The sequence below is a fragment of the Bradyrhizobium sp. 138 genome, from assembly GCF_023074075.1.
Taxonomy (GTDB): Bacteria; Pseudomonadota; Alphaproteobacteria; order Rhizobiales; family Xanthobacteraceae; genus Bradyrhizobium.
Window position 1 is genome coordinate 137,498 of sequence record NZ_JADPKT010000081.1, and the last position, 15,216, is coordinate 152,713.

Sequence of the window (15,216 nt, forward strand, 5' to 3'; positions counted from 1 at the left end):
GAGGCAATGGCCTCCCCCGGGGCTTCATGACCGCGGATTTGGCGGATTTTGCGGCGCCAAGCTTGCTATCGACCTGGCTCAATTTCTTGCCGGAGCCGTCGCCGCCGCTGCGCGCGCGGGACGCGGTGCGCCGGGTTCGGCAACCGGCGCCGGGGCGCGCGAGCGCAAGATCGCGGCATTGATCTCGGCGATGACGCGGCGCTGGATCGCCTCGTTCTTGTCGATCGAGACGTGCCCGACGCCGGTGCCGCGCACGTCGACATTGTCGAGCTTGCCGCGCAGGCCCGCCGCAGCGCGCACCGGCTCGCCCGGACCGTCGCCGATATAGATGTTGATGTAGCGCTCGGCGCCGGTCGAGAGCTTGGTCTTGAACACGGAGTCGAGGCCGATCGCGAGCTTCACGGGCACGCCGAGCTGGTTGAGCTTGGCGATCATGTCGGGCAGCGCGGTGGCGCCAGAGGAATGGCCGACCAGGACGATGGTCTTGAGTCGGCCGGCCTTGTAGGCGGTCGCGGCTTCGTCGGCGAGCGAGGACCAGGAGACGAAGTTGGCGACGGTCACCGGGACGCCCTGCGCCTGGAGCCGGGCGCCGATCGTGTCGAGCCCGAGCGAGAAGATGTTGAGCACGCCGCGGAGCAGATAGACATGCGTGGTCGCGGCCGCGGCCTGGCTGGGCGCGGCCTTGGCGGTGGTCGGGTTGATGGCAATAGCTGACAGCAGGAGCAGGCACATCGCCCACACGCGGAGGGCGGACAACTGGCTGGCGCCGGCGGTGTGACGGCCGTTCGGTCTCATTGATCTATTCCCTGGGGACAATACGCTTTGCGATTGGCCGGAATCGTAGCCACGGCCTGCTCGCAGACGCAACAAAGAGGCACGTGAACGGTAATCTTAGCCACAACCCGTGACCATCGCGCAACACTTGCCCGAAGCCTGCCACCGAAGAGCCTGTTTTGAGACGATTTTCCTCCGGGGAATTGCGGGTCGACAACAGCATTCCTATCTCAGGAGCTCCGCTGACCGCCCTTCCGGCAGGTTCCAGCTTCCCTCCCCAGCCTTTGCCCCTCAGCCTTACGGCCATTCATGTCCTCCATCATCTCCGTCGCCAATCTGTCGAAGACCTATGGGTCCGGCTTCAAGGCGCTCAAGAACGTCAATCTCGATATCAAGCGCGGCGAAATCTTCGCACTGCTCGGCCCGAACGGCGCCGGCAAGACCACGCTGATCTCGATCATCTGCGGCATCGCCAATCCCAGCGAAGGCCGCGTCCTCGTCGGCGGCGAGGACATCCAGACCTCCTACCGCAAAGCGCGCTCGCTGATCGGCCTCGTGCCGCAGGAATTGCACACCGACGCCTTCGAAAGCGTGTGGGCGACCGTGAGCTTCTCCCGCGGCCTGTTCGGCAAGCCGAAGAATCCTGCCCACATCGAGAAGGTGCTGAAGGACCTCTCGCTGTGGGACAAGAAGGACAACAAGATCATCACGCTCTCCGGCGGCATGAAGCGCCGCGTGATGATCGCGAAAGCGCTGTCGCACGAGCCGCAGATCTTGTTTTTGGACGAGCCGACCGCCGGCGTCGACGTCGAGCTGCGCAAGGGCATGTGGGAGGTGGTACGCACACTGCAGCAGTCCGGCGTCACCATCATTCTCACCACGCACTACATCGAGGAAGCCGAGGAGATGGCCGACCGCATCGGCGTCATCAACAAGGGCGAGATCGTGCTGATCGAGGACAAGACAACCTTGATGCAGAAGCTCGGCAAGAAGCGGCTGACGCTGCATCTGCAGGGCAAGCTCGCTGCGCTGCCGGAGAGCCTCAAGGATTACGAACTCGAGCTCTGCGATGCCGGCACGACGCTGGTCTACGATTACGATACCAAGGGCGAGCGCACCGGCATCACCAGCCTGCTCGGCGATCTCCGAACCGCCGGCATCCGCTTCAACGACCTCGACACGACCCAATCGTCGCTCGAGGACATCTTCGTCGATCTCGTGAGGACGTCATGAATCACCGCGCCATCCGCGCCATCTATCTGTTCGAAATGGCGCGCACCTGGCGCACGCTGCTGCAAAGCATCGTCTCGCCCGTGGTCTCGACCTCGCTCTATTTCGTGGTGTTCGGCGCCGCGATCGGCTCGCGCATCAGCCAGGTCGAGGGCGTCAGCTACGGCACCTTCATCGTGCCGGGCCTGATCATGCTCTCGGTGCTGACCCAGAGCATCGCCAACGCTTCGTTCGGCATCTACTTTCCGAAATTCACCGGTACGATCTACGAGATCCTGTCGGCGCCGATCTCCTATTTCGAGATCGTGCTCGGCTATGTCGGCGCCGCCGCGACCAAATCGATCATCCTCGGCCTGATCATCCTCGCCACCGCCGGGCTTTTCGTTCCATTGCACATCCAACATCCGGTCTGGATGCTGACCTTCCTGGTGCTGACGGCGGTGACGTTCAGCCTGTTCGGTTTCATCATCGGCATCTGGGCCGACGGCTTCGAGAAGCTGCAAATGATCCCGATGCTGGTGGTGACGCCGCTGACCTTCCTCGGCGGCAGCTTCTATTCCATCGACATGCTGCCGCCCACCTGGCGCACGGTGGCGCTGCTCAATCCGGTCGTCTATCTGATCTCCGGCTTCCGCTGGAGCTTCTACGAGATCGCTGACGTCAGCGTGTCCGTCAGCATCGGCATGACGGTGGCGTTCCTGGTGGTCTGCCTGGTCGTGATCTGGTGGATTTTCAGGACGGGTTATCGGCTGAAGAATTGATGGGCGCGCCGTAGCTCGGATGGAGCATCAGCGAAATCCGGGCTACACGACTGCTCACCGATAGCAATGGAAGCGGTGATACCCGTCATAGTACCCGCGGCAGCGGTGGCGGTAATGACGGTGGGGAATGCCGAGCACACCCTCGACTGCGCCTACGGCGCCGCCGACACCGGCACCGACGACGCCTCCGACTGCGCCGCCCACGGGACCGGCGATCCGGTTGCCTTCATAGGAGCCTTCCTGGGCGCCGCGCACGATGCCCTGGGCGTGGCCGGCTTGCGGCAGTGACAACAGCGCGAGCACGAGGGCAGCAGCTGCGAACAGCAGGCGGCAGGGCAAACTGCCCGGCAATGGCGCGGCGGCGAGACGGGCTTTGTTCATCTTCGGTCCCAGAGGCAAGGAGCAAGGGGGATTAGCGGGGTGGATGGCGGTAAAATTAGCGGGGTGGATGGCGGTAAAAGCGGCCTGTCGAGGCAGGCCATCACTAACGCCCGGAGCAGCCAGATGGTTGCGCCTTTGTGACGAATTGTCGGCGTTGTAAACGCACCTTCGGCTCGCGAAAATGTCAGCGCCGCCGCAAGCTAGGCGGCACAAAGCGGCCTTGCTTACGCCCCGCATCACGTTAACGATGGGCCGGCAGGCCGCTGGAACGAAAGCCGGATTGCAGGCATATTGCACGCCGGGGACGGAGAGCCGCGGCGCCTAGCGTGAACAGGCCGGAGGCCAGAATTCAAATGCGTTTCCAGATGCGTTCATTCTTCATTGCTTTCACATCGCTGATGCTTCTGGGCGCGGGCACCGCGCAGGCCAAGGTCGAGATCACCGTCGACAAGGACAATCAGCAGATGACCGTCGCGATCGACGGCGTCGCGCGCTATCATTGGCCGGTGTCGACCGGCATCCCCTCGCGCGAGACGCCGAACGGCGGCTTCCGCGCCTTCCGCATGGAAGAGGATCACTACTCCAAGGAGTTCGACGACGCGCCGATGCCGCACGCGATCTTCTTCACCAAAGTAGGTCACGCCATCCACGGCACGGACTCGGTTGGCCGCCTCGGCTCGCCCGCCTCCCATGGCTGCGTGCGGCTGTCGCGCCAGAATGCCTCGACGCTCTATGCGCTGGTGCAGCAGCAAGGCGTGCTCAACACCACGGTGACGCTGACCGGCTCGGCGCAGGTGGCGCTGGCCCGCAATCCGCGTGGCCGCAACGTCAACGCGGTGGCGCGGGCTCCGCAGCAGCCCACTGAGGAGCAATACGCCACCACGGGTGCTCCCGTGAACCTGACACCGCCGCAGCAGCCTGCCCGCCGCTACATGCCGCAGGACGACAACTACATCTATCCTGCCGACGGCAGCGACACCGGTGCGCGCTATCCGGCGCCGCGCTCGGCGGGCCGCCCGCTCTATGACGCCCAAGTGTATCAGCCGCAGCCGCAGCAATATTACAATCAAGGCTACGACCAGCAGGGCTATTATCATCAGCCGCAGACCCGGCAGGTTTATCAGCCGCGCGGCTATTACTATCAGAACTGACGCGGTCATCACCGACCGCCCCGCCGACCAGCACGAGCAGCAGATGTCCCTTCGAGGCACCATGCCATCACGTGCCGCGACCGTTGTGACCTTGTTCTCGATTCTGATCGCGGGACAAGCCATGGGATTCGACCTCGAGGCGCATCGCGGCGGCCGGGCCCTGTTGCCGGAAAACAGCCTGCCGGCCTTCGCCAACGCGCTGTCGATGGGCGTGGACACGCTGGAGCTCGACGTCGGCGTCACCGCGGACGGCGAGGTCGTCATCTCGCATGAGCGCGGGCTCAATCCTGATCTCGCACGCAGCGCCGGCGGCGCTTACATCACTCCCCCAGGCGCGCCCTTGGTAAAACTGCGACTGGACGAGATCAGGACCTTTGACGTCGGCCAGATCCGGCCGGACAGCGCCTATGCCAAACAATTCCCCGACCAGCGTGCCGTGCCGGGGACGCGCATTCCGACCTTGAGCGAGCTGTTCGCGCTGGTGCGGAAGTCCGGCAACTCGCGTGTCCGCTTCAATATCGAAACCAAGATCGACCCGAACCGTCCGGACGAGACGCTCGATCCGCAAGCCTTCGTCACGAAGCTGCTGGGGCTGATCGAGACCGAAGGGTTTTCCGACAGGGTCATGATCCAGTCCTTCGACTGGAGAACCTTGCAGCTCGTCCAGCAGCAGACTCCGAAGATACCGACGGTGTACCTGACGCTCCAGCGCGGCTCAGGCCAGACTGTGGCGCCGGACAAGGCCACCAACTGGACGGCAGGCTTCAGCCCGGCCGATCACGGCGCTTCGCTGCCGCGGACGATCAAGGCGGCGGGCGGTGCGATCTGGTCGCCCTATTTCGGCGATGTGACCGCCGCGTTCATCTCGGAGGCCCACGGCCTCGGATTGCGCGTGGTGGTGTGGACCGTCAACAAGCGCGAAGATATGGCGCGGATGATCGAGCTCGGCGTCGATGGCATTATCTCGGACAGGCCGGACCTGTTGAGAGCCGTCGCGGGCGAGAAGGGAATTGCGTTGCCGGCGGGAACGCCGGTCGAGCCGTAAGACGGTCTCGTGTCCCGGACACGGTGCAGCTTGCAACGCTGCTCCGCAGAGCAGGGACCCAGACTGCCGCGGAATGGGCCCCGGCTCTGCAGCCCATCACTTCGTGCTGCGCAGCGTCCGGGGCACAAGTCTCCGCGCTTGCGCCCTACTCCCCGTCCCGCAAGCGCCGATATAGCGCGCCCAGGATGTTGGAATAGTCGTCGGTCCAGACCCGCGCCCTGTCGTCGGCTTCGGTCTGCTCCCATGATTTGGAGGCGGCGAGCCGGCCGATGTCGGCCTCCTCGCGCGCGGAGATGACGACGTCGGTCGAGAAGATGTAGTCACCATCTCGCCCGGAATCCTCGTTGAAGACCCAGCTCTTGAGATCGTTGGCATCCGCAATGCCGACCACGACGGTCTCGAGATCGAGGTGACGGTTGGAGACGTGCATCACCACTGCGCCGTGCGGCGCGAGCTTGTCCTTGTAGATACTCATCGCCTCTTCGGTGGCGAGATGAATCGGGATCGCATCCGACGAATAGGCATCGACGATGATGAGGTCGTAGGCACCGTCGGGCTCCTTGGCGAAGGTGAGGCGCGCATCGCCGATCACCGGTCTCATGTCCGGCATGCAGCTCGAGATATAGCGGAAATTTTTGGGATCGCGCGCGGCATCGACCATCGACTGGTCGATCTCGAAAAATTTCCAGTCCTCGCCAGGCGCGGCAGCACAGGCGAGCGTGCCCGATCCGACACCGATCGCGGCGACCTTGAGGGCTGCGCCCTTGCGCTCGCGGATCGCGCTGACGGCCTGACCGATGCCGCCATCCTTGTGATAATAGGTTATCGGCTCGGGCCGGCCGGCGACCGGCGTGCCATCATTGTTGCGGAAGCGCTCGGCGCCGTGGATGGTGGTGCCGTGCATCAGCACATGGAAATAGCCGCCCGGCGTCACCACGATCTTGTGCACGCCGAAGAAGCTGCGCACCGTCGTGACGCGGCCCTCGTCCGCCGGATAGACCCGGATCAACGCCAGCGCGAGCGCGACGGTCGCAAAAATCTTCCAGCGCCCGGCATTGAGCGCCAGTGCGAGCAGCGCTGCGAGCACGCCGACACTGCCGGCGACCCAGACGCGGTGATCTTCGAACCAGGTCGAGAGGCTGCCCGTGGTGGTGGACGGCACAATGAGCGCCATTGCGAGCGCGGCGAGTGCGAGCCAATACCATTTGACGATGCCCGCCAGCCGCTCGTTTGCAACCGGCCGGCACAATGCCGCGAGCGCAATCAGGATCGGATATTCGGCGATCCACGAGAAGGTGAACGGCGCGAGGAGCCCCGCGAACAGGCCGCCGACCATGCCGCCGAACGACAGCGCGACATAGAAGCCGGTGAGATATTTGGCGGCCGGCCGGGTCCGCGCCAACTCGCCATGGCAGGCCATGGCGATGACGAAGAAGCAGAGCTGGTGACCGCCGAGCGTCAGCAGCAGGTTCTGCTCGCCGCCGAACGCCAGCAGGACGACGACGCCCGCGATCGCGACCGGCTGCAGCATCAGCATCCATTTGTGCGGCAACAGCGGCCGCGACTGGAACACCACCACCCAGGTGAGCAGATACAGCGACAGCGGCAGCACCCAGAGCAGCGGCGCCGCTGCGACGTCGGTGGAGATGTGCGCGGTCACCGCGATGAGCAGGCCCGACGGCACTGCGGCGAGGAAGATCCAGCGCAGCCGCGTGACGAAGCCCGGCGCTGGTGCATGCGCATCCTCGGCGCGCGCATCGACCTCGGCCAGCTTCGGCGAGCGCAACAACAGCGCACCGCAGGCGCCGATCAGCAGGATCAGCAGGCCGTAGCCGGCGGTCCAGAACCGGTTCTGCGTGTGCAGCGTGAACATCGGCTCCAGCAGGAACGGGTAAGACAGCAGCGCGAGGAAGCTGCCGATGTTGGAGGAGGCGTAGAGGAAGTAGGGATCGTGTCCGGCGGGATGGCCGGTGCGGACGAACCAGGCCTGCAGCAGCGGATTGTTGGCGGCGAGCGCAAAGAACGGCAGGCCGATCGAGACCACGAACAGGCCGAGCAGCCAGAACGCATAGCCGGAAGCTGGCGGCTCGCCATAGGCGGAGGCGATTCCGAGCGGCAGCGTGGCGAAGGCTGCGATCAGCAGCACCAGATGCACCGCGACCGGAACGATGCGACGCTTCGCCTGCATCAGCAGATGCGCATAGGCATAGCCCGCCAGCAGCAGCGACTGGAAGAACACCATCGCCACCGACCACACCGCCGGCGAGCCGCCGAGCCGCGGCAGCACCATCTTCGTGAACAGCGGCTGCACCGAGAACAACAGCAGCGCGCTGACGAAGATAGCCGCGGTGTAGACCGTCAGCAGCAGCCGGTTGCGCGACGAAGATGGCTGCTCCGTGGCGGCGGGTTGCACGATCGAATCCATGAGCGCTCCGGCAAACATTCCCCGGCGGGCGCCGGACGCGCGCAATGGAGCATAAGGCGCCTGAACGGGCAATAAAGGGTCTCGTGATGCTGCCGCGAGAAATGCCTGATATACAGATGTCGTTCCGCGGCGATGCGAAGCATCGAACCCGGAACCTCTGGATTCTCCGGTGCGGCCCCGCACCGTAGTCGCGCTCCGCACGCCCGGAATGACGGTGGATTGGACTTGAACTGATCATGAGCGAAACCGACGTCGTCATCATCGGCGCTGGCCATAACGGCCTCACCTGCGCGGCCTATCTCGCGATGGCCGGCCTGCGCGTGCATGTGGTCGAGCGCCGCAAGGTGGTCGGCGGTGCCGCGGTCACGGAGGAGTTTCACCCAGGATTCCGCAATTCGGTCGCGGCCTACACCGTGAGCCTGCTCAATCCGCAGGTGATCCGTGACCTCAAGCTCACCGAACTGGGCCTGCGGATCGTCGAACGGCGCGCCCAGAATTTTCTGCCCGCGCCAGACGCCAGCTATCTCCTCACCGGCGAGGGACGGACGAAGGCATCAGTCGCGCGGCTGAGTGCACATGACGCGGCCGCGCTCGACGGATTTTCACGCGAGCTGGAAGACATCGCCGACGTGCTCAGGCAGTTCGTGCTGCGCGCGCCGCCGAACCTCGTCGATGGCTTTGGCACGGCGGCCGTCCGCGAAGGCCTCAACGCCTGGAGGACCGCCAACATCCTGCGCGGCCTCACCATGGAACAGAGCCGCAGCCTGCTCGATCTCTTCACCCGCTCGGCCGGCGAGATGCTGGATGAGCGCTTCGAGCATGATCTGGTCAAGGCGCTGTTCGGCTTCGACGCCATCGTCGGCAACTATGCCAGCCCCTACGCCGGCGGCTCGGCCTATGTGATGCTGCATCACGCCTTCGGCGAGGTGAACGGCAAGAAGGGTGTCTGGGGCCATGCCATTGGCGGCATGGGCGCGATCACGCAGGCGATGGCGCGCGCGGCACGCGACCGCGGCGTCGTGATCGACACCGACGCGGGCGTGCGCGAGATCATCGTCGAACGCGATCGCGCCGTCGGAATCGTGCTGGAGAACGGCTCAACCATCCGCGCCAAATATGTCGCGGCCAATGCCAATCCAAAGCTGCTCTACACGAGGCTGGTCGCCGCCGATGCCCTGCCTGCGGACTTCCTCGCGCGCATCCGGCACTGGAAGAACGGCTCCGGCACCTTCCGCATGAACGTGGCATTGGACCGCCTGCCCTCCTTCACGGCGCTGCCGGGCGAAGGCGATCATCTCACCTCCGGCATCATCCTGGCGCCGAGCCTTCCTTACATGGACCGCGCCTATCTCGATGCGCGGGCGCTGGGCTGGAGCCGTTCGCCCGTCGTCGAGATGCTGATCCCCTCGACGCTCGACGATACGCTGGCGCCCGCTGGAAAGCATGTCGCGAGCCTGTTCTGCCAGCATGTCGCGCCAGACCTTCCCGACGGAAAGTCGTGGGACGACCATCGCGACGAGGTCGCCGACCTCATGATCGCGACGGTGGATCAATACGCGCCGGGTTTTGCGGCGAGCGTGCTGGGCCGCCAGATCCTGTCCCCGCTCGATCTCGAACGGCAGTTCGGCCTGCTCGGCGGCGACATCTTCCACGGTGCGCTGACCTTGAACCAGCTGTTCTCGGCGCGGCCGATGCTGGGCCATGCCGATTATCGCGGGCCGTTGAGGGGCCTCTACCATTGCGGCTCGGGCGCCCATCCCGGCGGTGGCGTTACCGGCGCGCCCGGCCATAACGCCGCGCAGGTGATCTTGCGGGATCACCGGTCCCTGTTCGGAAACCGTGGATAGGCCTTTGAATCTCTTGTGGACGGGCTGTTGAATGGCCTGTGGACAGGCCGAGGATGCTTTGGACCAGAACCTCGATAGAGTCCCGGGGAAAACCGGTGGATAATGGCCGGGACAATTGCGGGAAAACCGGGTGGATAGCGACCGGGCAAGCAGCGGACAATTTGTGAATATCGAAAGTGCTCGCCGAAAACGACCTCGCCCGCGAGGGGGAAACCCCCTGCGGGCGGTGATCAGGAATAGCCTCAGAAGAAAAACAGCCCCCCGCTGGGAAATGGAGGCGGAAATTACTTCAAGGAGGTGCTAATCGAAGTGAACTTCTCGTTCAGGGTGACGCCCAGGCTGTTCACCACGGTGATAATCGCCAGAGCGATACCCGCTGCAATCAGACCGTACTCGATCGCGGTTGCACCGGACTCATCCGACCAGAACTTCTGAAAGATGCTTTTCAAGACTTCGCCTCCGTTTCAATTTCAAGATGTGTTGGATTAATTCAACACCCGGAAATCTACGGGGCACAACCTACGCCTCAGTTAACTGGGCAACCGCAAGTTATGCGATAAATCGGGAACAAAAGTTCCAAAAATTGAACCCAACGGACCCATGAATGCAGCCTTCTCCGACCCATCGCGCCAGCTTTTCGACCGGCAGTGAGGCCGAGGCCAAGCGCGTCGTCGACGTGCTCACCGAGGTGTTTTTCGAGGGCGATGCGGCGGTCGCCGCCTTCGAGCGGCCGGACGGACAATGGGACGTCACACTGCATTTCGCCGAGGCGCCGGACCAGGCGCTTCTGCGCGAACTCGTTGTAACTTCGGCAGGAAATGAGATTGCCGAGACCCTCATCTTCGACACGATGGAGGCCAAGGACTGGGTCAAGGCCAGCCTGGAAGACCTCGTCCCGGTGCCGGCCGGTCGTTTCGTCGTGCACGGCAGCCACGACCGCGACCGGGTGGCGGCGAACAAGCTCAGGATTGAGATCGAGGCGGCGCTCGCCTTCGGCACCGGTCACCACGGCACCACCCGCGGCTGTTTACTGCTGCTTGACCATGTCCTGAAGAGCTCCCGTCCCCGGAACCTGCTCGACCTCGGCACCGGGACAGGCGTGCTGGCGATCGCCGCGGCGAAAGCGTTGCACCGTCACGTGCTCGCCTCCGACATCGACCCGCCGTCGGTACGGGTGGCGGCCGAGAATGCCTCGCTGAATGAAGTTGGCAACCAAGTGCGGGTGATCCGCGCCACCGGCTTCGCCGCACCGGATTTTGGAAAGGCCGGTCCATTCGACCTGGTGCTGGCCAACATCCTGGCCAACCCCTTGCGGCAATTGGCGGGCTCGATGGCGCGGCATCTCGCCCCCGGTGGCCGAGTCATCCTCTCCGGCCTGCTGACGCACCAGGCCTCCGCCGTGATCGCCGCCTACCGCGCGCGCGGCCTCGTGCCAGTGAAGCATCTGCGGATCGAGGGATGGAGCAGTCTGTTGCTGCGGAAGGTCGCCTAAGCGAGGCCGTAGGGTGGGCAAAGCGGCTTGTCCGCCATAGCTCGCAGAGCGAAGGCGGAAGCGAGCCCACGCACTTTTTGCGACCGAGAGAGATGGTGGGCACGGCGCTTCGCGCCTTTGCCCACCTTACGGCATCATCGATGCCGCTACTCCGCCGGCTTCTCGTCGCGGCGCGCCGCGCGCTCGACTTGCAAGGTGCGCCTTGCACGTCGCTCGGCGATGCGGTCGATCATCTGGCTGATGACGCTGCGTGGCTTCTGCGGTACCGACGCAGTCGGGCTACGGCGCGCCGGCGGCGAGATCTTTTCAAACGTGAACGCTGGCATCGTGTGTCCCCTCGTCGTTGAGATGAACCACCTGCTCGAATTTCCCTGTTATCCGGACAAAGCGCGACTGCCGCATCCTTACTCCACTCGACTCGAGTGGAACCATTTCAAGCACGGTCCATGCCAGATGCGACGCAAATGCGCCCAGATTGCGGACTCGTCCCCATGATCCTAAAGTGATCCACCATGTTCGAAGCACACTATCAGACATTCGAGGAGCCGGAGGCGGGCGTCGCATTGACCGCACGGCTCGCCGCACTTCGCGAAGAACTCGCCCGCCGCAAGCTGACCGGCTTCGTCATTCCACGCGCCGATCAGCAGCAGAATGAGTATGTGCCGCCGTCGGAAGAGCGACTGGCCTGGCTGACCGGTTTCACGGGCTCGGCAGGATTCGCGGTGGTTCTGACCCAGGAGGCCGCGGTATTCGTCGACGGCCGCTACACGCTTCAGGCCGCCAAGCAGGTCGATGCGAAGGCCTGGGCGGTGGAATCGCTGATCGATCCGCCGCCGGAGAGCTGGGTGTCGGCGCATCTGAAAGCCGGCGACCGCCTTGGATTTGATCCGTGGTTGCACACTTTTGCGGCAGCCGAACGGCTGTCCGTCGCGTGCGCCAAGGCCGGTGCCGAGCTGGTTGCCGTCGACAGCAATCCGGTCGACGCGATCTGGCAGGACCGCCCGCAGCCGCCGCTCGCCCCCGTCATCGTGCACGGATTGCAAAATGCCGGCGTCACTGAAGCCGAGAAGCTGACGCAGATCAGAAGCGAGATCGGCAAGCTCGGCGTCGATGCGCTGGTTTTGTCCGACAGCCACGCGGTCGCCTGGACCTTCAACATCCGCGGCGCCGACGTCGCCCATACCCCGCTGCCGCTGTCCTACGCGCTGGTGCCGAAGGACGGGCGTCCCACCATCTTCATCGACCATCGCAAGCTCTCCAACCTCACGCGCGACCATCTCGAGCAGTCCGCCGACGTGCGCGAGCCGGACGCGATGGCGCCGACGCTGATGGCGCTGGCCAAGAGCGGCGCGGCGATCGCGCTCGACAACGCCACCGCGGCCGACGCACTCAGCCGGCTGATCGCGGGCGCCGGCGGCAAGCCGGTGCGCGGCAGCGATCCGATTGCACTGCTCAAAGCTGTCAAGAACGCAACCGAGATCAAGGGCACCAAGACGGCCCATGTGCGTGACGCCGTGGCACTGGCGCGCTTCCTCGCATGGATCGACCGGGAAGCGCCAAGCGGCAAGCTCACCGAGATCGACGCGGTCGAGACGCTGGAGACGTTTCGCCGCGACACCGGCGCGCTGAAGGACGTCTCGTTCCCAACCATCTCCGGCACCGGCCCGAACGGCGCCATCGTGCACTACCGCGTCACCCGCAAGAGCAACCGGCGGATCGCGCCCGGCGATCTCCTGCTGATCGATTCCGGCGCGCAATATGAAGACGGCACCACTGACGTTACGCGCACCATGGCCGTGGGCGAGCCGACGGACGAGATGCGCGACCGCTTCACCCGCGTGCTGCGCGGCCATATCGCGATTGCGCGCGCGATCTTTCCAGACGGCACCACGGGCGCGCAGCTCGACACGCTGGCGCGGCAATATCTCTGGGCCGCCGGCGTCGATTTCGAGCACGGCACCGGTCACGGCGTCGGCAGCTATCTCTCGGTGCACGAAGGGCCGGCGCGGATCTCCAAGCTCGGGACCACGCCGCTGAAGCGCGGCATGATCCTCTCCAACGAGCCCGGCTACTACAAGACCGACGGCTTCGGCATCCGCATCGAGAATCTCGAGCTGGTCGTCGCCGCCGACATCAAGGGCGCCGAGAAGCCGATGAACGCGTTCGAGACGCTGACCTTGGCACCGATCGACCGCCGGCTGATCGATGTCGCGATGCTGAGCCGCGATGAACTCGCCTGGCTGAACGCGTACCATGCGCGCGTCCGCGCCGAGGTCGGGCCGGCGCTCGATGAGGCGACCAAGGCGTGGCTCGATCAGGCGACGGCGGAGCTGACGTAGCGCGGTGCATGGCTGCATCGTGTTGCGTGCAACCTCACCCAACACTCCGCTCCGTAGGGTGGGCAAAGCATCCGCCGCAGCTCGAAGAGCGCAGGCGGAGGCGTGCCCACGATCTATTGCGACGCTGCGGCAGCAACGGTGGGCGCGCCGCGCAACGGGCGCGTCTTTGCCCATCTACAGACTGTTTCCTCACCACCACTGTCATGTCCGCGCAAGCAGACCCTCTCTCATAACCATCCCGGAATCCGTATAGCCGCATTCCGAAACGTCGATATCCGTCTTGCGCGAGCGCGCTACAGTCGAATCGAACTCGGAAAGACGGACATTTATGCATGGCATGATCAGCAAGCCGCCGAAAGCGGCAACCAACCTTGCGACCTCGCGCGGGGTTTTGCTGCTGCTGGTCGTGATGACCGGCGTTGCGCCGATCTCGCTCTACATCCTGGTTCCGGCGCTGCCCGTGCTGGCGACGACGTTCGGGCGCGACATCTCGATCGCGCAGATGACGGTGTCGCTCTACATGGTCGGCATCGCGCTGTCGCAGCTCATCATGGGGCCGTTGTCGGACAAGTTCGGCCGGCGCCCGGTGCTGCTTGGAGGCCTTGCGCTGATGGTCGCGGCGAGCATCGCCTGCATCTTCGCCGAGACCTTGCCGCAATTGATTGCCGCGCGCTTCTTCCAGGCGCTCGGCGGCGCCTCCGGCATGGTGATCAGCCGCGCCATCATCCGCGACATCTATGAGCGCGATCGCGTCGCGTCGATGATCAGTCTCGTGGTCGCTGCGCTGATGATCGGCCAGATGGTTTCGCCGCTCACCGGCGGCCTGATCGAGACCGCGTTCGGCTGGCGCGCGATCTTCTACGCCATCACGCTCGCCGCGATTATTGTCGCCGTCGGCATTGCGCTGGCGCTGCCCGAAACGCGCCGCAGCCGCGCCGCCGGCAGCGGCTTCCGTGGCGACATCGGCATCCTGATCCGTAACCGCGCCTTCGTCGGCTATGTGATGTGCCAGGTGCTGGCCTCGCAGATCATCTTCACGTTCGCCGGCGGCGGCCCCTACATCGTCGTGACGCAGATGGGCCGGACCAGCGCCGAATACGGCGCCTGGTTTGCGACCTCGGGCTTTGCGTTTCTGATCGGCAATCTGCTCTGCGTGCGCTTTGCGCCGCGGCACTCCCTGGCAAAGCTGATCTGGTTCGGGCTCGCGCTCCAGCTTGCCGGCAGCCTGTTGAACCTGCTGTGGAGTTTTACCGGCTGGAACGAAACGCCCGCCTGGCTTTTCGGTACGCAGATGATCGTGATGGTCGGCAATGCCTTCGTGATGGCGAATTCCGCGGCCGGCGCGATCAGCATCCGCCCCGAAGCCGCCGGCACCGCATCGGGCGCCATGGGCTTTCTGCAACAGGGGATCGGCGCGCTGATGTCGCAATTCGGCGCCTATCTCGGCGGCCACTCCGCAACGACGCTGCCGCTGACCTCGGCCGTCGTCGCCATCTCGCTGCTCTGCGCCTGCATGATGTTCTTCGTCGTCCCCCGCCGCGAAGTCGTGGTCAGCGAGAAGCTGATCGAGCAGGCGGAAGAGGAAGAGACCGGGATGATGTGAGGGAGCACGCCGCCTCCCCCGTCATGCGAGCGTAGCGAAGCAATCCAGACTGTCACCGCGGACAAAGTCTGATCTTCCCCCAAAAAAGTGGACATGGATCAAGCCGATTTTAGCTCCATCTCGACCGGGCTGATATAGCCGATGGCCGAGTGTCTGCGGGTTTGATTG

Annotated in this window: 13 protein-coding genes; 8 read left to right on the forward strand and 5 right to left on the reverse strand. The window is 64.6% G+C overall.

The window, feature by feature from the left end:
* Positions 1-78: 78 nt before the first annotated feature.
* Positions 79-795: a hypothetical protein gene (locus IVA79_RS27805; protein WP_247559046.1), complete on the reverse strand. Its 717-nt coding sequence runs from the start codon at positions 793-795 to the stop codon at positions 79-81.
* A 288-nt stretch (positions 796-1,083) separates the two neighbouring features.
* Between IVA79_RS27805 and IVA79_RS27810 the strand changes: the two genes are divergently transcribed.
* Together IVA79_RS27810 and IVA79_RS27815 are read left to right on the forward strand one after the other, a co-directional pair.
* A complete protein-coding gene (locus IVA79_RS27810; RefSeq protein WP_247559048.1) occupies positions 1,084-2,007 on the forward strand; it encodes an ABC transporter ATP-binding protein in 924 nt (307 codons plus the stop codon).
* A complete protein-coding gene (locus tag IVA79_RS27815) occupies positions 2,004-2,765 on the forward strand; it encodes an ABC transporter permease (protein WP_247559050.1) in 762 nt (253 codons plus the stop codon). Before IVA79_RS27810 ends, IVA79_RS27815 begins: the two co-directional genes overlap by 4 nt.
* A 54-nt stretch (positions 2,766-2,819) precedes the next feature.
* Here IVA79_RS27815 and IVA79_RS27820 read toward each other — a convergent pair whose 3' ends face one another.
* Positions 2,820-3,146 carry a hypothetical protein gene (locus IVA79_RS27820; RefSeq protein ID WP_247559052.1) on the reverse strand — a complete coding sequence of 109 codons (327 nt, stop codon included), beginning with the start codon at positions 3,144-3,146 and terminating at the stop codon, positions 2,820-2,822.
* Between the two features lie 353 nt (positions 3,147-3,499).
* On the opposite strand from IVA79_RS27820, the gene IVA79_RS27825 reads away from it, so the two are divergent.
* Together IVA79_RS27825 and IVA79_RS27830 are read left to right on the forward strand one after the other, a co-directional pair.
* Positions 3,500-4,297, forward strand: a complete 798-nt coding sequence (locus IVA79_RS27825; RefSeq protein ID WP_247559054.1) for a L,D-transpeptidase — start codon at positions 3,500-3,502, stop codon at positions 4,295-4,297.
* Between the two features lie 61 nt (positions 4,298-4,358).
* Positions 4,359-5,342 (forward strand): glycerophosphodiester phosphodiesterase, encoded by a 984-nt coding sequence (locus IVA79_RS27830; protein ID WP_247559056.1) that lies wholly within the window; start codon positions 4,359-4,361, stop codon positions 5,340-5,342.
* Positions 5,343-5,487: 145 nt separating this feature from the next.
* On the opposite strand, the gene IVA79_RS27835 is transcribed toward IVA79_RS27830, so the two are convergent.
* On the reverse strand, positions 5,488-7,767 hold the full coding sequence (locus IVA79_RS27835; RefSeq protein WP_247559058.1) for a fused MFS/spermidine synthase: 2,280 nt from the start codon (positions 7,765-7,767) through the stop codon (positions 5,488-5,490).
* 236 nt (positions 7,768-8,003) lie between these two features.
* On the opposite strand from IVA79_RS27835, the gene IVA79_RS27840 reads away from it, so the two are divergent.
* Positions 8,004-9,614 carry an NAD(P)/FAD-dependent oxidoreductase gene (locus IVA79_RS27840; RefSeq protein WP_247559060.1) on the forward strand — a complete coding sequence of 537 codons (1,611 nt, stop codon included), beginning with the start codon at positions 8,004-8,006 and terminating at the stop codon, positions 9,612-9,614.
* Positions 9,615-9,898: 284 nt separating this feature from the next.
* Here IVA79_RS27840 and IVA79_RS27845 read toward each other — a convergent pair whose 3' ends face one another.
* Complete coding sequence (locus IVA79_RS27845) at positions 9,899-10,063, reverse strand: Flp family type IVb pilin (protein WP_247559062.1); 165 nt, start codon at positions 10,061-10,063, stop codon at positions 9,899-9,901.
* Positions 10,064-10,218: 155 nt separating this feature from the next.
* Here IVA79_RS27845 and IVA79_RS27850 point away from each other — a divergent pair, with 155 nt between their 5' ends.
* A complete protein-coding gene (locus IVA79_RS27850; protein WP_247559064.1) occupies positions 10,219-11,106 on the forward strand; it encodes a 50S ribosomal protein L11 methyltransferase in 888 nt (295 codons plus the stop codon).
* A 146-nt stretch (positions 11,107-11,252) separates the two neighbouring features.
* On the opposite strand, the gene IVA79_RS27855 is transcribed toward IVA79_RS27850, so the two are convergent.
* The gene (locus tag IVA79_RS27855) at positions 11,253-11,432 is read right to left on the reverse strand and encodes a hypothetical protein (RefSeq protein ID WP_247559066.1); all 180 of its coding nucleotides are present in this window, start codon (positions 11,430-11,432) and stop codon (positions 11,253-11,255) included.
* A gap of 186 nt (positions 11,433-11,618) precedes the next feature.
* Here IVA79_RS27855 and IVA79_RS27860 point away from each other — a divergent pair, with 186 nt between their 5' ends.
* Both IVA79_RS27860 and IVA79_RS27865 read left to right on the forward strand, forming a co-directional pair.
* A complete protein-coding gene (locus tag IVA79_RS27860; RefSeq protein WP_247559068.1) occupies positions 11,619-13,445 on the forward strand; it encodes an aminopeptidase P family protein in 1,827 nt (608 codons plus the stop codon).
* Positions 13,446-13,773: 328 nt separating this feature from the next.
* Positions 13,774-15,048: a multidrug effflux MFS transporter gene (locus IVA79_RS27865; protein WP_247559070.1), complete on the forward strand. Its 1,275-nt coding sequence runs from the start codon at positions 13,774-13,776 to the stop codon at positions 15,046-15,048.
* The last annotated feature ends 168 nt before the right edge of the window (positions 15,049-15,216 follow it).